The organism is Streptomyces sp. bgisy159, assembly GCF_057707805.1.
In genome coordinates this window covers 272,444-288,951 of sequence record NZ_JBYIQX010000002.1, presented here as the reverse complement: position 1 = coordinate 288,951, position 16,508 = coordinate 272,444, and the positions used below count along the sequence as shown (strand labels likewise).

18 protein-coding genes and 3 tRNA genes are annotated in these 16,508 nt (G+C 72.6%); 17 read left to right on the top strand and 4 right to left on the bottom strand.

Going from position 1 to position 16,508, the window contains the following annotated elements:
• The first annotated feature begins 5 nt into the window (after window positions 1-5).
• The 8 genes from AC3ET3_RS03440 to AC3ET3_RS03405 all read left to right on the top strand — a co-directional run bounded on the left by AC3ET3_RS03440 (window position 6) and on the right by AC3ET3_RS03405 (window position 8,255).
• Entirely contained in the window at window positions 6-572 is a 567-nt protein-coding gene (locus AC3ET3_RS03440; RefSeq protein ID WP_435611627.1) for a NuoI/complex I 23 kDa subunit family protein, read from the top strand.
• Window positions 569-1,300, top strand: coding sequence for an NADH-quinone oxidoreductase subunit J family protein (locus AC3ET3_RS03435; RefSeq protein ID WP_435611592.1), 732 nt, complete (start codon window positions 569-571; stop codon window positions 1,298-1,300). Before AC3ET3_RS03440 ends, AC3ET3_RS03435 begins: the two co-directional genes overlap by 4 nt.
• Entirely contained in the window at window positions 1,300-1,677 is a 378-nt protein-coding gene (nuoK, locus tag AC3ET3_RS03430; RefSeq protein WP_432134273.1) for an NADH-quinone oxidoreductase subunit NuoK, read from the top strand. The genes AC3ET3_RS03435 and nuoK overlap by 1 nt, the downstream gene beginning before the upstream one ends.
• Window positions 1,674-3,668 carry an NADH-quinone oxidoreductase subunit 5 family protein gene (locus AC3ET3_RS03425; protein ID WP_435611591.1) on the top strand — a complete coding sequence of 665 codons (1,995 nt, stop codon included), beginning with the start codon at window positions 1,674-1,676 and terminating at the stop codon, window positions 3,666-3,668. The genes nuoK and AC3ET3_RS03425 overlap by 4 nt, the downstream gene beginning before the upstream one ends.
• 6 nt (window positions 3,669-3,674) lie before the next feature.
• Entirely contained in the window at window positions 3,675-5,249 is a 1,575-nt protein-coding gene (locus AC3ET3_RS03420) for a complex I subunit 4 family protein (protein WP_435611590.1), read from the top strand.
• Complete coding sequence (locus AC3ET3_RS03415) at window positions 5,246-6,769, top strand: NADH-quinone oxidoreductase subunit N (protein ID WP_432134270.1); 1,524 nt, start codon at window positions 5,246-5,248, stop codon at window positions 6,767-6,769. Before AC3ET3_RS03420 ends, AC3ET3_RS03415 begins: the two co-directional genes overlap by 4 nt.
• Before the next feature lie 233 nt (window positions 6,770-7,002).
• Complete coding sequence (gene htpX / locus AC3ET3_RS03410; RefSeq protein WP_432134269.1) at window positions 7,003-7,866, top strand: zinc metalloprotease HtpX; 864 nt, start codon at window positions 7,003-7,005, stop codon at window positions 7,864-7,866.
• Entirely contained in the window at window positions 7,863-8,255 is a 393-nt protein-coding gene (locus AC3ET3_RS03405) for a YccF domain-containing protein (protein WP_432134268.1), read from the top strand. The genes htpX and AC3ET3_RS03405 overlap by 4 nt, the downstream gene beginning before the upstream one ends.
• Before the next feature lie 336 nt (window positions 8,256-8,591).
• On the opposite strand, the gene AC3ET3_RS03400 is transcribed toward AC3ET3_RS03405, so the two are convergent.
• Window positions 8,592-9,845: an APC family permease gene (locus AC3ET3_RS03400; protein WP_435611589.1), complete on the bottom strand. Its 1,254-nt coding sequence runs from the start codon at window positions 9,843-9,845 to the stop codon at window positions 8,592-8,594.
• Window positions 9,846-9,958: 113 nt separating this feature from the next.
• Here AC3ET3_RS03400 and AC3ET3_RS03395 point away from each other — a divergent pair, with 113 nt between their 5' ends.
• Window positions 9,959-10,225 carry a GlsB/YeaQ/YmgE family stress response membrane protein gene (locus tag AC3ET3_RS03395; RefSeq protein ID WP_432134266.1) on the top strand — a complete coding sequence of 89 codons (267 nt, stop codon included), beginning with the start codon at window positions 9,959-9,961 and terminating at the stop codon, window positions 10,223-10,225.
• 91 nt (window positions 10,226-10,316) lie between these two features.
• On the opposite strand, the gene AC3ET3_RS03390 is transcribed toward AC3ET3_RS03395, so the two are convergent.
• A complete protein-coding gene (locus AC3ET3_RS03390; RefSeq protein WP_435611588.1) occupies window positions 10,317-10,805 on the bottom strand; it encodes a YajQ family cyclic di-GMP-binding protein in 489 nt (162 codons plus the stop codon).
• A gap of 225 nt (window positions 10,806-11,030) precedes the next feature.
• Between AC3ET3_RS03390 and AC3ET3_RS03385 the strand changes: the two genes are divergently transcribed.
• Both AC3ET3_RS03385 and AC3ET3_RS03380 read left to right on the top strand, forming a co-directional pair.
• A tRNA-Tyr gene (locus tag AC3ET3_RS03385) sits at window positions 11,031-11,112 on the top strand.
• 128 nt (window positions 11,113-11,240) lie between these two features.
• Window positions 11,241-11,453, top strand: a complete 213-nt coding sequence (locus AC3ET3_RS03380; protein WP_432134244.1) for a hypothetical protein — start codon at window positions 11,241-11,243, stop codon at window positions 11,451-11,453.
• Window positions 11,454-11,466: 13 nt separating this feature from the next.
• Here the strand turns inward: AC3ET3_RS03380 and AC3ET3_RS03375 are convergent, their stop codons facing one another.
• Both AC3ET3_RS03375 and AC3ET3_RS03370 read right to left on the bottom strand, forming a co-directional pair.
• Window positions 11,467-12,123 (bottom strand): SDR family oxidoreductase, encoded by a 657-nt coding sequence (locus AC3ET3_RS03375; protein ID WP_432134243.1) that lies wholly within the window; start codon window positions 12,121-12,123, stop codon window positions 11,467-11,469.
• Window positions 12,124-12,220: 97 nt separating this feature from the next.
• Window positions 12,221-13,516, bottom strand: coding sequence for an amidohydrolase family protein (locus AC3ET3_RS03370; RefSeq protein ID WP_432134242.1), 1,296 nt, complete (start codon window positions 13,514-13,516; stop codon window positions 12,221-12,223).
• Between the two features lie 353 nt (window positions 13,517-13,869).
• Between AC3ET3_RS03370 and AC3ET3_RS03365 the strand changes: the two genes are divergently transcribed.
• The 6 genes from AC3ET3_RS03365 (at window position 13,870) to AC3ET3_RS03340 (ending at window position 16,423) form a co-directional block, all read left to right on the top strand.
• Window positions 13,870-13,942: transfer RNA gene (locus AC3ET3_RS03365), tRNA-Thr, on the top strand.
• 46 nt (window positions 13,943-13,988) lie between these two features.
• Window positions 13,989-14,061, top strand: a tRNA-Met gene (locus AC3ET3_RS03360).
• Window positions 14,062-14,151: 90 nt separating this feature from the next.
• Window positions 14,152-14,316 carry a 50S ribosomal protein L33 gene (gene rpmG, locus AC3ET3_RS03355; RefSeq protein ID WP_003948671.1) on the top strand — a complete coding sequence of 55 codons (165 nt, stop codon included), beginning with the start codon at window positions 14,152-14,154 and terminating at the stop codon, window positions 14,314-14,316.
• A gap of 120 nt (window positions 14,317-14,436) precedes the next feature.
• Entirely contained in the window at window positions 14,437-14,889 is a 453-nt protein-coding gene (locus tag AC3ET3_RS03350) for an FAS1-like dehydratase domain-containing protein (protein ID WP_432134241.1), read from the top strand.
• A 5-nt stretch (window positions 14,890-14,894) separates the two neighbouring features.
• Window positions 14,895-15,323, top strand: coding sequence for a MaoC family dehydratase (locus AC3ET3_RS03345; protein ID WP_432134240.1), 429 nt, complete (start codon window positions 14,895-14,897; stop codon window positions 15,321-15,323).
• 44 nt (window positions 15,324-15,367) lie between these two features.
• Entirely contained in the window at window positions 15,368-16,423 is a 1,056-nt protein-coding gene (locus AC3ET3_RS03340) for a UDP-N-acetylmuramate dehydrogenase (RefSeq protein WP_432134239.1), read from the top strand.
• The last annotated feature ends 85 nt before the right edge of the window (window positions 16,424-16,508 follow it).

Below are 16,508 nucleotides of genomic sequence, written 5' to 3'. Positions count from 1 at the left end.
GCACGATGACGAAGAAGACCGTCACCGAGCAGTACCCCGACGTCCAGCCCGAGCTGCCGCCCCGCACGCGCGGGGTGATCGGCCTGTTCGAGGAGAACTGCACGGTGTGCATGCTCTGCGCCCGTGAGTGCCCCGACTGGTGCATCTACATCGACTCGCACAAGGAGACGGTCCCGGCGGCGGCCCCCGGCGGCCGCGAGCGCAGCCGCAACGTCCTGGACCGCTTCGCCATCGACTTCTCCCTGTGCATGTACTGCGGCATCTGCATCGAGGTCTGCCCCTTCGACGCCCTCTTCTGGTCCCCCGAGTTCGAGTACGCCGAGACCGACATCCGCGACCTGACCCACGAGCGGGACAAGCTGCGCGAGTGGATGTGGACCGTGCCGGCCCCGCCCGCCCTCGACCCCGGCGCCGAGGAGCCGAAGGAGACCGCCGCCGCCCGCAAGACCGCCGAGAAGCGAGCCGCCCAACTCGAACAGGCCCAGTCCGAGCAGGCCCAGTCCGAGCAGGCTCAGTCCGAGCAGGGTCAGGATGAAGTTACGCAGGACGGGCCGAAGGAGGGGCGCGCGTGAGCCTCGCTGCCGAAGCCCACGGCTTCCTCTCCCCGACCGGCGTCGAGATCGCCTTCCTCCTCGTCGGCCTGCTCACCCTCGGCGCCGCCCTGGTCACCGTCACCACCGGGCAACTGGTGCACGCTGCCCTGTGGCTGGTCGTCGCCCTCGGCGGCCTCGCCGTCGAGTACCTCCTGCTGACGGCCGAGTTCATCGCCTGGGTACAGGTCCTCATCTACGTCGGCTCCGTCGTCGTCCTCCTCCTCTTCGGCCTGATGCTCACCAGGGCCCCCATCGGCCGCTCCCCGGACGCCGACTCCGGCAACCGCTGGGCCGCCCTCACGGTCGCCGTGGCCGCCGCGGCCGCTCTGGTCTGGGTGGTGGTGGACGCGTTCCGCACCACCTGGATCGACCTGGACGGCCCGGCCGCCGGCTCCACGGAGGTCACCGGCGCCGGCCTCTTCCAGCACTGGGTCCTGCCCTTCGAGGCCCTCTCCGTCCTCCTCCTCGCCGCCCTCGTCGGCGCGATCGTGCTGTCCCGCAAGGCCCAGGCGGGCGAGACACCGGACCCGACGGATGCCACGGCCACGCCGGCCACACCGACCACACCGGCCACACCGGCCACGCCGGACGTGACGGATACGCCGGGGAACGGCCCGGTGCCCCCCGGCCCCGTCGCCGACCCGGGCTCCACACAGGCGACCGGGCGGACAGCCGGTCGGACGGCCGGACCGGGAGGGACCCGCTGATGCACCTCGCCTACCCCGCGGTCCTGTCCGCCCTCCTCTTCTGCACCGGCCTGTACGGCGTCCTCGCCCGCCGCAACGCGATCCTCGTCCTGATGTCCGTCGAGCTGATGCTCAACGCCGTCAACCTCAACCTGGTCGCCTTCGACGTCTGGCTGAGCAGGACCGCCGAGGAGACCCTGCACTCCGGGCAGGCCCTGACCCTGTTCACGATCGCCATCGCCGCCGCCGAGATCGGCATCGGCCTGGCGATCGTCCTCGCCGTGCACCGCAACCGCGGCACCTCGGACATCGACAGGCTCCGCGACACCGCCGAGAGCGACGAGACCGACACCCCCGCGACCGAGACGGGCGCCGAGAAGGCTGAGGCCACCGCGTGACCACGACCACCCTCGCCGTCCTCGTCCCCCTGCTGCCGTTCCTGGGCGCGGCCGCCGGGCTCCTCCTGGGCCGCACCTTCCCCGGGTTCGTCCGCCCGCTCGCCGTCCTGCCGACGCTCGCCTCCCTGGGCCTCGCGGCGATCGTCGCCGCACGCCAGGGCGGGGGCGCTCCCCTCGACGCGGCCCGCGAACTCACCCCGACCGGCTCCGTGCCCATCGAGCTCGCCCTCTACATCGACGGCTTCGCCGCCCTGGTCGCCCTCCTCGTCGGCCTGGTCGCCTCCTGCGTGCAGATCTACTCCACGGGCTATCTGCGCGACGACCCGCGCTACCCGTCGTACGCCGCCCTCGTCTCCCTGTTCACCTCCGCCATGTTCCTCGTCGTCTACTCCGGCGACCTGATGGTGCTGCTGGTCGGCTGGGAGGTCATGGGCATCTGCTCCTACTTCCTGGTCGGCCACTACTGGGAGACCCCCGAGGCCCGGGCCGCCTCGATCAAGGCCTTCCTGGTCACCAAGCTCGGCGACGTGCCCTTCCTCATCGGCCTGTTCGCCCTCGCCGACGACACCGGCTCCTTCCAGATCACCGAGATCCTCGGCACCGTCGCCCACGGCGGACTCGACCACCCGACCGTGGTCGCCCTGCTGCTGCTCGCGGGCGTGGCCGGCAAGTCGGCGCAGTTCCCGCTGCACACCTGGCTCCCCGACGCGATGGCGGGCCCCACACCCGTCTCCGCGCTGATCCACGCCGCGACCATGGTCGCCGCCGGTGTCTACTTCGTCGCCCGGCTCCTCCCCGTCTTCGAGTCCTCCGCGGCGGCGATGGTCGTGCTCGCCGTGATGGCCGCCGTCACGATGACCGGCTCCGCCCTCGCCGCGCTCGCCCAGGACGACATCAAACGCGTCCTCGCCTACTCGACCATCGGCCAGCTCGGCTACATGACCGGCGCCCTCGCCGTCGGCGACCGCGGTGCCGCCGTCTTCCACCTCCTGTCCCACGGCGCCTTCAAGGCCGTGCTGTTCCTCGCCGCCGGCGTGATCATCCACGCCGCCGGCACCAACTCGCTCGCCGCCATGTCCCGCATGAGCGGCCTGCGCGACCGCGTCCCCGACGCCTACTGGACGATGACCGTGGCGCTGCTCGCGCTCGCCGCGATCCCGCCCTTCAGCGGCTTCTTCTCCAAGGAGTCCGTCCTCGGCGCCGCCGAGCACGCCACCGGCGGCCACACCGAGCACGTCCCCGGCGCCACCGGCTGGATCGTCCTCGTCGCCGGACTGCTCACCGCCCTCCTCACCGCCGCCTACGCGACCCGCCTGTGGCTGCTCACCTTCCGCGGCCGGGGCGCCGCCGTCCCCGACCACGGCCGGCAGCCGCTGACCATGACCGTCGTGCTGTGGGTGCTCGCCGTACCGTCCCTCGCGTTCGGCGGGTTCGCCTACCGCGCGCTACCCGACTGGTTCGACGGCGGCGGCCTCGCCCCGGCCCTGGCCACCTCCGTCCTCGGCACCGGCGTGGCCCTGGCCGGCGGCCTGGCCGCCTACGCGGCCTGGCGCCACCTGACCGCCCTCGCCGCCCGCGTCCCCCTGGGCGCGGTCGCCGCCCACCCCGAGGGCGACGCCGCCCAGGTCGAGGCCGAGGCCATCGCCAGCCACGCCCCCGCGTACGGCGACCTCGCCTCCGCACCCGACCCGGCCGACCCCGGACGGCTGCTGCTGGGCCCGCTGCACCGGCACGCGGCCGACGGCTTCCACCTGGACGCCGTCTACCGGGCCCTGTTCGTCCGCCCGGTCCAGGCCGGAGCCGCGCTGGTCCGGTTCCTGGACCGCGAGGTCGTCGAGACCTACGTACGGGGCGCGGGCGCCCTACCCCGCTGGCTCGGCGCCGCCGTCCGGCGCGCCCAGACCGGCAATGTGCAGACCTATGTGAGCGCGCTGCTCGCCGGCACCGTCGTCCTCGCGGTCGCCGCCGTCCTCGTCGCCACGGGAGCGTGAGCAGGCGTGATCGATATCAACGAGTCCGTGATGCAGTTCCTTCTCGCGTTCGTCGTCGTCGGCCCGCTCCTGGGCGCCGCCGCCGCTCTGCTGCCCGCCCCGCCCGGGCTGAAGGGGAAGTCCCCGGACCAGGCCGTGCTGCGGCACGGCGTCACCGTCACGGGCGCCGTCCTCGCAGCCGCGATCGTCCTGGCGCTCGGCTTCGACCACGACCACCCGTCGAGGATGCAGGCCAGTACCGACATCAGCTGGATCCCCGCACTCGACGTGCGCATCCACCTCGGCATCGACGGCGTCTCCCTCCCCCTGCTGGTCCTGACCGCGCTGCTGACGTTCCTGTGCGCGCTCTACTCGTACTTCAAGCCCCCGGCGGGCCCGGCCCCGAAGGCCTTCGTCGCCCTGGTCCTCGTCCTGGAGTCCGGCACCCTCGCCACCTTCGCCGTCCTCGACCTGCTCCTGTTCTTCCTCGCCTTCGAGACGGTCCTGATCCCGATGTACTTCCTCATCGCCCGCTGGGGCGGCGAGGGCAGGGCCCAGGCCGCCTGGCGGTTCATCCTCTACACACTGCTCGGCTCGGTGGTCATGCTGCTCGGCCTGCTGCTGATCGGCCTGCGGGCGGGCACATTCGACATGGTGGCACTCGCCACTGACAACGGCCGGTCGCTGACCATGTCCGTGCAGGTCGTCGCCGTACTGGCGATCGGGATCGGGCTCGCGGTGAAGACCCCGATGTGGCCGCTGCACAGCTGGCTCCCGGACGCCCACACCGCCGCCCCGACCGTCGGCTCGGTCCTGCTCGCGGGCGTCCTGCTCAAGATGGGTACGTACGGGTTCGTCCGGATCCTCCTGCCGATCGCGCCCGACGGCTTCCGGACCTTCGCCCCGTACCTCGCCGCCTTCGCCGTCGTCGGGATCGTCTACGGATCGCTCGCCTGCCTGGCCCTCGCCAAGCGGGGTGCGAAGGGCGACCTGAAACGGCTCATCGCCTACTCCTCCGTCGGCCACATGGGCTTCGTCCTCCTCGGTATCGCCACCATGTCCCCGACCGGCGTCAACGGCGCCCTGTTCGCCAACGTCGCCCACGGCCTCATCACCGGCCTGCTCTTCTTCCTGGTCGGCGCCCTGAAGGACCGCACCGGCACCACCGACCTCGACACCCTCGCCCAGGCCACCGGAGCCGGCCTGTACGGCAAGGCGCCCCGGCTCGGCGGACTCCTCGCGTTCGCCGCGGTCGCCTCCCTCGGCCTGCCCGGACTCGCCGGGTTCTGGGGCGAGATGCTGGCCCTGTTCGGCGCGTTCCGGCCCGCCGACGACCTCAGCCGTCCCGCCTACCTCACCTTCACCGCGATCGGCGCGTTCGGCACCCTGCTCACCGCCGCGTACCTGCTGGTCGTCGTCCGCCGGGTCTGCATGGGCGCGGTACCGCAGGACGCCCCGAAGCTCGCCGACGTAACGACGTACGAGTTCGCGGCCTGGACCCCGCTCGTCGCCCTCACCGTCGTCGCCGGCCTGTGGCCCAAGACCCTCCTCGGCCTGACCGACCCGGCCGTGCAGCAGCTCCTCGCAGGAGGCAACCGATGAGCGCCCTGGCCCAGCCACCGGCCCAGAACCTGGTGCAGTCCGTCGACTGGCTCGCCGTCGCCCCACCCACCATGGCCGCGGTCGCCGCCCTGGCCGTCCTGGTCGCCGACCTGTTCGTGCCCACGGCGAGGAAGCCCGTCCTCGGCTGGCTCTCCGTCGCCGGCCTCGCCATCGCCACGGCCCTGCTGCTGCCCCTCCTGGACGGCGACCGCTCCACCTTCTGCCTCGTCGACGACCCGCGCGTGTGCAGCTACACCGCCGACCGGTTCACCCTCGTCATCCAGTTCCTGGTGCTCGGCGGCGCCCTGCTGGCCGCCCTGCTGTCCGTGACCGCCCTGAAGGACGCCCGCGGACGACTCCCCGAAGGGGAGTTCTGGTTCCTGCTGCTGTCCTCCGCCGCCGGCGCCGCCCTGCTGCCCGCCTCCCGCGACCTCGCCACCCTCGTCGTCGCCCTGGAGGTCGCCTCCCTGCCCGCCTTCGCCCTCGTCGGCCTGCGCCACGGCGACCGACGGTCCTCCGAGGCGGCCCTGAAGTTCTTCCTGTCCTCCGTCACCGCGACCGCCGTCAGCCTCCTCGGCATCAGCTTCGTCTACGCCACGACCGGCACCCTCCACCTCACCCGGGTCGCCGAACGCATCCAGCACGTCGACGGACAACTCCACACCCTCGCCCAGGCCGGCGTCGCCCTCACCCTCGTCGGCTTCGCCTTCAAGACGGCCGCCGTCCCCTTCCACTTCTGGGTGCCCGACACCTACGTCGGCGCGCCCCTGCCCGTCGCCGCCTACCTGTCCGTCGTCGGCAAGGCCGTCGGCTTCAGCGGCCTGATCCTCGTCACCGTGATCGGCTTCCCGTCGTACGCCGACGTCTGGGGCCCCGCGCTCGCCGCGCTCGCCGCACTCACCATGACCGTCGGCAACGCCGGCGCCCTGCGCCAGAGCGGCACGCGCGCGTACAGCGCGGTCCGCCTGCTCGCCTGGTCCTCCGTCGGCCAGGCCGGCTACCTCCTCGTCCCGATCGCCGCGGCCGCCTACGGCGACGACCCCGAGCAGGCCATCGGCTCCACTCTCGCCTACGCCCTGATGTACGGGGCCGTGAACCTCGGCGCGTTCACGGTGGCCGCCCTGGTCGGCCGCACCCGCACCGCCAACCGCGTCGGCGACTACCGCGGCCTGTACGCCACCAACCCCCTGGCCGCACTCCTGCTGGCCTTCTTCCTGCTCTGCCTGGCCGGACTGCCGCCCGGCGTGATCGGCCTGTTCGCCAAGGTCACCGTCTTCTCCGCCGCCGTCGACGCGGGCCTCGGCTGGCTGGCCGTCGTCATGGCCGTCAACGTGGTGATCGCGCTGGTCTACTACCTGCGGTGGACGGCCCTGCTGTTCCGCGCCCCCGAGGGCGAGCCCGCCGGACACCGCGTTCCCGTACCGCTGACCGCCGCCCTCGCCGTCACCGGCGTCATCGGTGTCGCCCTCTCCGGAGCACCCCAGCTGATCCTGCGCTTCACCGACACCGCACTGTTCTGACGGGACCTCCGCCGCCCCGTCCGGCACTCGCCACCCCGGTCCAGCGCTCGCCTCCCCCCCCCGGCCGTGCGGGCCATCACCCGTACGGCGCACCCACCGTGCCGCGCCCACCGGGGAACCACCGCATCCCGCCTGGCGTTGACCAAGACGGGAGGGTCCACTGGAGAAGACACCGGCTGGACCGGAGATCAGCAAGCGAGGGTTCCCCTGCCGCACGACTTGGAGGGCGTACCGTGCACCGCCGGCACAACGGGCTCAGGACCGCAGTACTCCTCGGGGCACTGTCCGCCCTCATCATCGTCATCGGCAGCCTCTTCGGCCGCACGGGCCTGATCATCGCCGTCCTGGTCGCCCTCGGCACCAACGCCTACGCCTACTGGAACAGCGACAAGCTGGCGCTACGCGCGATGCGCGCCCGCCCCGTCAGCGAGTTCGAGGCACCCGGCCTCTACCGCATGGTCCGCGAACTCTCCACCCAGGCCCGCCAGCCCATGCCCCGCCTCTACATCTCGCCGACCGAGGCGCCCAACGCCTTCGCCACCGGCCGCAACCCCCGCAACGCCGCCGTGTGCTGCACCGAGGGAATCCTGCGCCTCCTCGACGAGCGGGAACTGCGCGGCGTCATCGGCCACGAACTCAGCCATGTCTACAACCGCGACATCCTCATCTCCTCGGTCGCCGGCGCCCTCGCCTCAGTGATCATGTTCCTGGTCAACTTCGCCTGGCTGATCCCCGTCGGCCGCTCCGACGACGACGACGGCCCCGGCCTGCTCGGCATGCTCCTGATCATGATCCTGGGGCCCCTCGCGGCCGGCCTCATCCAACTCGCCATCAGCCGCTCCCGCGAGTACGAGGCCGACGCCTCCGGCGCCCGGCTGACCGGTGACCCGCTGGCCCTGGCGAGCGCCCTGCGCAAACTGGAGACGGGCACCAAGCAACTGCCGCTGCCGCCCGAGCCGCGCATCGAGTCCGCGAGCCACATGATGATCGCGAACCCGTTCCGCCCGGGCCAGGGGCTCTCCAAGATGTTCTCCACCCACCCGCCCATGGCGGAGCGCATCGCCCGCCTGGAGAAGATGGCAGGTCACCGCCAGTGAAGACCCTCCTGAACGTCATATGGCTCATCCTGAGCGGCTTCTGGCTGTTCCTCGGCTACGTGGCCGCCGGACTGCTGCTCTGCATCACGATCATCGGCATCCCCTTCGGGATCGCCGCCTTTCGTATAGGCGTCTACGCCCTCTGGCCGTTCGGATACACCACGGTCGAACGAAGAGACGCCGGAGCACCCTCCTGCATCGGCAACGTGCTCTGGCTGATCCTCGCCGGCTGGTGGCTGGCGCTCGGCCACATCGTCACCGGGCTCCTGCTGTGCGTCACGATCATCGGAATCCCTTTCGGCATCGCCAACTTCAAGATGATCCCGATCTCGCTGCTCCCGCTGGGCCGCGACATCGTCCGCACCGACGAGCCGTTCGCGGCCCGCTGACCCCCGGCCGGGTGACCGAGTTGTCCACAGGTTGCCGGCCGTCCACAGGCCGGCCCGCTTGTCAGTGGCGCCGCGCATCATGAACCCATGACCGAGACCGAGCAGTTGCCGGCAAGGGGGGGCAGGGCCCGCACCACCCGCCCCTGGGGCTGGACCACCCTGCCCGGTCCCGCCTCACAGACACCCTGGCCCGCGCCGGGCGTCCCCTTGCCTGCACCGCTCGCCGAACTCCCGGCACCGCTCCTTCACGGGGGCGCCCCCACCACCCTCACCGGCGCGACACACCGGCTCACCCTCACCGGCGCGCCGGCACCGGCCCACCCTCACCGGCGCCGCCTACCCGCGGGCCGCCGCCCACCGGCGCACCCCGTACGCGGTCACCCCCACCGCGAGCACCGCCGCTCCCGCGCCCACCGACGCCGCCGGCAGTGCGAACGCCAGGACCACGCAGCCGACCAGACCCAGGGCGGGCAGGGCACGCGCTCGCGCGGCCGGGTCCAGCGTCCAGGCCGACGCGTTGGCGACCGCGTAGTACGCCAGCACCCCGAAGGAGGAGAAGCCGATCGCACCCCGCACATCCACCGTGGCCGCGAGGACGGCTACCACCGCGCCCACGGCCAGTTCCGCCCGGTGCGGCACCCGGAAACGCGGGTGCACGGCGGCCAGGGCGGCCGGCAGATGCCGGTCCCGTGCCATGGCGAGCGTCGTCCGGGAGACGCCGAGGATCAGCGCGAGCAGCGAGCCCAGCGCCGCCACCGCGGCCCCCGCCCGCACCACCGGCGCCAGACCCGGCGCACCGGCCGCGCGCACCGCGTCCGCCAGCGGCGCCGTCGCGTCCCCGAGCGCCCCGGCACCCAGCACCGACAGCACCGCGACCGCCACGCACACGTACACGGCCAGTGCGATGCCCAGAGCCAGCGGCACAGCCCGCGGGATGGTGCGCGCCGGATCCCGCACCTCCTCGCCGAGGGTGGCGATCCGGGCGTAGCCGGCGAAGGCGAAGAACAGCAGTCCGGCCGCTTGCAGCACGCCCCCCGCGCCTTCGGAGGCCCCGATGTCCAGCCGCCCGGCGTCGGACTCCCCGGAACCCAGGCACACCACCACGACGGCCGCGAGGACGGCCAGCACCACGGCGACGATCGCCCGCGTCAGCCAGGCGGACTTCTGGACGCCGCCGTAGTTCACCGCCGTCAGCGCCACCACGGCGACGACCGCCACGGCGTGCGCCTGATCCGGCCAGACGTACGACCCCACGGTCAGCGCCATCGCCGCGCAGGAGGCGGTCTTTCCGACCACGAACGACCAGCCCGCGAGGTAGCCCCAGAACGCGCCGAGCCGCTCGCGGCCGTAGACGTAAGTGCCGCCTGAGGCCGGGTAGACGGCGGCCAGCCGGGCCGAGGACATGGCGTTGCAGTAGGCCACGACCGCCGCGACGGCGAGGCCGAGCAGCAGTCCGGAACCGGCCGCCCGCGCAGCGGGCGCCAGCGCGGCGAAGATGCCGGCGCCGATCATCGAACCGAGACCGATGACGACGGCGTCGGGAACGCCCAGGGTGCGCCGGAGTTCGGCGGTGGGGCCGGACTGTGTCATGCGCCGCACCCTACTCAGCCCGGGAACCGGCGGCCCCCGTGCGCCCGTCGTTCCCGGCAACGGAGAACGAACGAGTGTGTCAGGCGTGTGACGCGGAAAGGTAGGTTCACGGCATGGGAATCATCGCGTGGATCGTCCTCGGACTGCTGGCCGGCGTCATCGCCAAGATCCTGCTGCCGGGCCGGGACCCCGGAGGGCTCGTCGGCACCACTCTCATCGGCGTCGCCGGTGCGTTCGTCGGCGGCTGGATCTCGGCCCGCTGGCTGGACCACCCGATCAGCAAGGACTTCTTCGACGGCCCCACCTGGCTCGCCGCGATCGGCGGGTCCTTGGTGCTGCTGATCGGATACCGGGTCCTGTTCGGCAACTCCCGCGACTGACCGGCGGACACCACGGCCGGACACCACGGCGGACACGGGGGCCGGATGGAGGGGCGGACACTCTGTGCGCCGCCCCTCGCGCCGCCGACCGCTACCGGTAGTTCACGAACTGCAGCGCGAAGTCGAAGTCCTGACCCTTCAGCAGCGCGATGACCGCCTGCAGGTCGTCGCGGCTCTTGGAGCTGACGCGCAGCTCGTCACCCTGGACCTGCGCCTTCACGCCCTTGGGGCCCTCGTCGCGGATGAGCTTCGCGACCTTCTTGGCGTTCTCCTGGGAGATGCCCTCCTGGATCGACGCGAAGATCTTGTACTCCTTGCCGGAGAGCTGGGGCTCGCCCGCGTCCAGGGCCTTCAGGGAGATACCGCGCTTGATCAGCTTGGACTGGAAGACGTCGAGGACAGCCGTCACCCGGTCCTCGGAGTTCGCCTCCATGAGGATCTTCTCGCCGGACCACGAGATCGAGGCGCCCACGCCCTTGAAGTCGTAGCGCTGCGAGATCTCCTTGGCGGCCTGGTTGAGGGCGTTGTCGACCTCCTGCCGCTCGACCTTCGAGACAATGTCGAAACTGGAGTCGGCCATGTCCTGTGGCTCCTTGTATCGGGGTGCGTGTCGGGTGCGTGTCGGCGTCCACGGGGACTGCCGCCGGGCCCCGCGGGGGCCCGGGCCGCATCCGGACCAGCCTAGCCACCCGGCTGCCGCCGGGCGGTGATCAACCGAGTGGCGAAGCACCCCTCCCCATCGGGTATTGTTTACGTCGTTGCCACGGAGCACCGCCGAAGAGCGGCGCGAAGTGCAGCACAACCCGGCGGTGTGCCCGAGCGGCCAAAGGGAGCAGACTGTAAATCTGCCGGCTCAGCCTTCCCAGGTTCGAATCCTGGCGCCGCCACACGGGACGAAAGCCCCTCCGAACTGCGGAAACGCAGCGCGGAGGGGCTTTCGGCGTGAAAGCGGCCGACTGCCTGCCGGCGGTGATCTCCCTCACAGGTCCGTGGCCCGCTGGGGCACACTGGCCCCATGTCCAGCCGTCGCAGAACCTGCCCCGAGTGCCGTCGTGAGATCGCCGTCGTCGCCGGGCGGTTCGCTCGGCACGATCCGCCCGGCGCGCGGGAGAGCGGCGCGCTGGTCTCCTGCCCCGGGTCCCGGCGCGCTGCCCGACTCGGGGCGGTGCAGCCGTCCCTGGACGGGTACGTCGTCCCCGAGATCCCCGGGCAGATGGCGTTGTTCTGACCGCCGGTCAGGATCAGTTGCCCGCGACCGACTTGACCGCCACGGACACCGGGGTCGAACCGCCGACGAGTTCCAGGGTCAGGCCCGCGGTCGCCGGGGTGTCCAGCAACTCGGCCAGGACGGCGGCCACGTCGGCGCGGGGGACCGGGCCCCGGCCGGTGTGGGCCTCCAGCCGCACCAGCCCCGTACCCGGGTCGTCCGTGAGCGCGCCGGGGCGCAGGATCGTCCAGTCCAGGGCGTCCAGGCTCCGCACATGGGCGTCGGCCTCGCCCTTGGCGCGCAGGTAGGCGTCGAAGACCTCGTCGCCCGCCCGGGCGGGGTCCGCGCCCATCGACGACACGACCAGGAAGCGGCGGACGCCCGCGCGGACCGACGCGTCGGCGAACAGCACCGCCGCCCCCCGGTCAACCGTGTCCTTGCGGGCCACGCCGCTGCCCGGGCCGGCACCCGCCGCGAACACCGCCGCGTCCGCGCCCTGCAGATGCGCCGCCACTTCTTCCAGCGACGCCGACTCCAGGTCCAGCAGCACCGGTTCGGCGCCGGCCTCCCGCAGGTCGTCACCCTGTTCCGCCTTGCGGATGATGCCCGCGACCTGTTCCCCGCGCGCGGCGAGCAGCCGCTCCAGCCGCAGCGCGATCTGACCATGACCACCAGCGATGACAATGCGCATGTCTTCGACCGTACGCCCGCGGGGCCGACGGCGCCCACGATCGAGGGGGCCGTCCCCCGAACGGTGCGAGCGCCCCCCGCGACAACCCCGTGCGCCCCTACGACAGCTCCGTACGCCCCTGCCTCGGCAGCCCCAACTCCGCTGCCGCCGCCGAGTTGCAGTACTCCCGGACGGCGCTGGTGCGGGCCACCACCCGGCCCCGGTGGATGACGATCCTGCTGTACGCGAGGGACAGCGCCCCGGCCAGGCGGTCGCCGCGCACCGCCAGCAGATCGGCCGGGAAGCCGGCCTCCACGCGGACCTCGGGCAGGCCCAGCACGGACCGCGCGGCCGCGCTGACGGCGTCGTAGGCGTCCTCGGGGCGCAGTCCGTGCCGGGAGGCCAGCAGGTAGGCGGCCTCCAGCGGGTCGCCGCGGCCCACCGGGTTGGACACGTCGCGCAGGGCGCCGCTGCCGGCCGCGACCCGCACTCCGGCCGCGCGCAGCAGCCGTACGGGCGCCGTCGAGCGGTCCTGTGCGCCCCCGCAGCCGCCCTGCGGCAGGCACACCACCGACACGCCCGCCGCGGCGAGCTGGTCGGCGGTGCGTGCGGCGGTGTCGGCGGGCAGGCGGTCCAGGCCGCCGCAAGGGCTCAGGGTGACGCCGGGGCGCAGCCCGCCGGCCATCGCGGCGAGCCGGGCCAGGCGGGCCGGGTCGGCGGCGTCGGTGTGCAGGTCGACGGGGCAGCCGTGCTCGGAGGCGACGTCCAGGAGGGCCTCCACGTAGCCGGTGGGGTCGGGGTCGAGGTCGGGGCAGCCGCCCACCACCGAGGCGCCCATCTTCAGTGCGTCCCGCAGCACGGCCAGTCCCTCCGCCCCGGCGGCGCCGGTCAGCAGCCGGGGCATCGCGACCGGTGCCAGTTCGGTGAGGCCGCGCAGCGAGCGCCGTGCCTGCAGGACGGCGGCGAGGGCGCCCAGGCCCTGGACGTCGCCGACGCGTACGTGGGCGCGGAGCGCGGTCGCGCCGTGGCCGAGCTGGAGGAGGGCCGCCTCGGTGGCGCGGCGCTGGACGTCCTCGGGGGCGTGCGACGCCGGGCCGTCGGTGTCGGCGGACAGGGCGGTGTCGGCGTGGGCGTGCGGTTCGGCAGGGGCGGGCAGCAGGAGGTAGCCGGTGAGGTCGACGCGGGTGACGCGCGCGCCGGGGGCGGCGCGGCCGGGGGGTGGTGAGGGGGCCGGGCCCGGGGTCAGGCTGCCGGTGGTGCCGACCGCCTCGATGCGCCCGCCGCCCAGCCGTACGTCCACGGTGCGGCCGTCGGTGAGCCGGGCCCCGCACAGCAGCAGGGTGGTCTGCTCGTGCCGCCCGGAGGGGCCCGGGGAGGACGGCTGCGGGGACGGCTGCGGCTGGCTGTCGGGCATCGCGCTCCAGAGGCTCGGCAGGACTCGGCGGTGACGGTGGCTCGGGTTGCGGTGGGCTCGGGGCAAGATCACGCAGAGTGAGTCGAGCCTAGGACGGGCGCACGGCCGTGTCGGGGAGGAGCGCAATAGTCGTACCGGCGTGGTCCGGCGGGAGGCCCCGTGGTCCGGTGGGGTCCCGTCCGGCCCGGTGCGGGTCCCCCGCCGGCCTGGGGTGATCCGGTGCGGTCCGCCGGGCCGCCAGGGGCGTGCGGCGGTGTACGAGGGCGTCGGGACGGCCGGGAAACGGGCCCCGGTGGGCGGCGGCCAATGGATTTGGGTGAACGGCCACGGACCGTGTAATGTCTTCATCGCTCGCCCCAATAGCTCAGTCGGCAGAGCGTCTCCATGGTAAGGAGAAGGTCAACGGTTCGATTCCGTTTTGGGGCTCTGGTGAGAGAGGTTCCCGTCGAGAGGCGGGAACCGATCCCACCGCAGCGGTGTAGCTCAGTCGGTAGAGCAAGCGGCTCATAATCGCTGTGTCACCGGTTCAAGTCCGGTCACCGCTACTCTCAGTAGCCGATTGCCGGGTCGGTCCGTCGATCGGCTACTCTTTCTTGCGTTGAACCAATCCCACCCGTTCGTCAAGGAGCACTCACGTGGCTGCCACCGACGTCCGCCCGAAGATCACGCTGGCCTGCGTGGAGTGCAAGGAGCGGAACTACATCACCAAGAAGAACCGGCGTAACAACCCGGACCGACTGGAGATGAAGAAGCACTGCCCGCGTTGCAACGCGCACACCGCGCACCGCGAAACGCGATAATTCAGGCTCGCACTTGAGGCCGTCCCCCACCTTCGGGGGGCGGCCTCAAGTCGTTTCGACGGCTGCTACCCATCGGTCACCCGTCGGTCAACCGCAACTGACACCAGGAGGTGCCGGGCCATGGCGCTCGACCAGTCCTTCGTGGGGCGGACGTACCCGCCCACCGAGCCCTACGAGGTGGGCCGGGAGAAGATCCGTGAGTTCGCCGAGGCGGTGGCGGACCCCAACCCCGTCTACACGGACCCGCAGGCCGCGAAGGAATTCGGCCACCCCGACGTGATCGCACCGCCGACCTTTGTGTTCGCCATCACGTTCAAGGCCGCGCAGCAGGTCATCCAGGACCCCCAGCTGGGGCTGGACTACAGCCGGGTGGTGCACGGCGACCAGAAGTTCGCCTACACCCGGCCCGTGCGCGCCGGTGACCGGCTCACCGTGACCTCGACCATCGAGGCCGTGAAGTCCATGGCGGGCAACGACATCCTGGACGTCCGCGGCGAGGTCCACGACGAGGCCGGAGAGCACGTCGTGACCGCCTGGACCAAGCTCGTCGCCCGCGCGGCGGAGGAGGACTGACGGACATGACCGCGAAGATTGCTTACGCCGACGTCGAGGTCGGCACCGAGCTGCCCGCCGGCCGCTTCCCCGTGACCCGCGCCACACTCGTGCAGTACGCGGGCGCCTCCGGGGACTTCAACCCCATCCACTGGAACGAGAAGTTCGCCAAGGAGGTCGGACTGCCGGACGTCATCGCGCACGGCATGTTCACCATGGCCGAGGCGATCCGCGTGGTCACCGACTGGACCGGGGACCCGGGCGCGGTCGTCGAGTACGGGGTGCGCTTCACCAAGCCCGTCGTCGTGCCCAACGACGACCAGGGCGCCGTCATCGAGGTCAGCGGCAAGGTCGCGGCCAAGCTCGACGACAACACCGTACGGGTGGACCTCACCGCGACGAGCGCCGGGCAGAAGGTGCTCGGCATGTCGCGCGCCGTCGTGCGGCTGGCCTGAGCGGCCGGGCGGGGCCGACGGCGGGGTCTCGTAGGCTTGCCCCCGTGCAGGTACTTCACGACGCCCCCCTCGCCCCGCTGACCACCTTCCGGCTGGGCGGTCCCGCGACCCGGCTGGTGACCGCCACCACCGACGCCGAGGTGATCGACGTCGTGCGCGAGGCCGACGCCACCGGGACCCCCCTGCTGGTCATCGGCGGCGGCTCCAACCTGGTCATCGGCGACAAGGGATTCGACGGCACCGCCCTGCGGATCGCGACCCGCGGTGTCGAGCTGAGCGGCACGACGCTGGAACTGGCCGCCGGCGAGGTGTGGAGCGACGCCGTCGCCCGCACCGTCGAGGCCGGGCTCGCCGGCATCGAGTGCCTGGCCGGCATCCCCGGTTCCGCCGGAGCCACCCCGATCCAGAACGTGGGGGCGTACGGCCAGGAGGTCGCCACCACCCTCACCGAGGTGGTCGCCTACGACCGCCGCGCCGGCGCCACGGTCACCCTCGGCAACGAGGAGTGCGCCTTCTCCTACCGGCACAGCCGCTTCAAGGACGACCCCGAGCGGTACGTGGTCCTGCGCGTCCGCTTCCGGCTGGAGGACGCGGGCGGGCTGTCCGCGCCCGTGAAGTACGCCGAGACCGCCCGGGCGCTCGGCGTCGGGCAGGGCGAGCGGGTGGCGCTGGCCCACGCGCGCGAGACCGTGCTCAAGCTGCGCTCCGGGAAGGGCATGGTGCTCGACCCCGAGGACCACGACACGTGGTCCGCCGGGTCCTTCTTCACCAACCCGATCCTCACCGACGCCGACTTCGCCGTGTTCCACGCGCGCGTGAAGGAGCGGCTGGGCGCGGACGCCGAGCCGCCCGCCTACCCGGCGGGGGCGGGCCACACCAAGACGTCCGCCGCCTGGCTGATCGACCGGGCCGGCTTCACCAAGGGCTACGGCAGCGGGCCCGCCCGGATCTCCACCAAGCACACCCTCGCGCTGACCAACCGGGGCGAGGCCACCACCGACGACCTGCTGGCGCTGGCCCGCGAGGTCGTCGCCGGGGTCCGCGATGCCTTCGGGATCACCCTGGTCAACGAACCGGTGACGGTGGGCGTCAGCCTCTGACCCGTGGCGGGCCCCGGGAGGGAGCCGGGCGGAAACGGCTGGAGCGCGCGTCCGAAGATCGTCTAAGGTCTCTCCGGCCGGAGGA

What these genes read in the sequence shown, in the direction of transcription:
- AC3ET3_RS03400 (WP_435611589.1), bottom strand. Translation starts at nt 9,845, where the DNA reads ATGACACAGTCCGGCCCCACCGCCGAACTCCGGCGCACCCTGGGCGTT.
- AC3ET3_RS03375 (WP_432134243.1), bottom strand. Translation starts at nt 12,123, where the DNA reads ATGCGCATTGTCATCGCTGGTGGTCATGGTCAGATCGCGCTGCGGCTG.
- AC3ET3_RS03390 (WP_435611588.1), bottom strand. Translation starts at nt 10,805, where the DNA reads ATGGCCGACTCCAGTTTCGACATTGTCTCGAAGGTCGAGCGGCAGGAG.
- AC3ET3_RS03370 (WP_432134242.1), bottom strand. Translation starts at nt 13,516, where the DNA reads ATGCCCGACAGCCAGCCGCAGCCGTCCCCGCAGCCGTCCTCCCCGGGC.
- AC3ET3_RS03395 (WP_432134266.1), top strand. Translation starts at nt 9,959, where the DNA reads ATGGGAATCATCGCGTGGATCGTCCTCGGACTGCTGGCCGGCGTCATC.
- AC3ET3_RS03350 (WP_432134241.1), top strand. Translation starts at nt 14,437, where the DNA reads ATGGCGCTCGACCAGTCCTTCGTGGGGCGGACGTACCCGCCCACCGAG.
- AC3ET3_RS03440 (WP_435611627.1), top strand. Translation starts at nt 6, where the DNA reads ATGACGAAGAAGACCGTCACCGAGCAGTACCCCGACGTCCAGCCCGAG.
- nuoK (WP_432134273.1), top strand. Translation starts at nt 1,300, where the DNA reads ATGCACCTCGCCTACCCCGCGGTCCTGTCCGCCCTCCTCTTCTGCACC.
- AC3ET3_RS03380 (WP_432134244.1), top strand. Translation starts at nt 11,241, where the DNA reads ATGTCCAGCCGTCGCAGAACCTGCCCCGAGTGCCGTCGTGAGATCGCC.
- AC3ET3_RS03345 (WP_432134240.1), top strand. Translation starts at nt 14,895, where the DNA reads ATGACCGCGAAGATTGCTTACGCCGACGTCGAGGTCGGCACCGAGCTG.
- AC3ET3_RS03415 (WP_432134270.1), top strand. Translation starts at nt 5,246, where the DNA reads ATGAGCGCCCTGGCCCAGCCACCGGCCCAGAACCTGGTGCAGTCCGTC.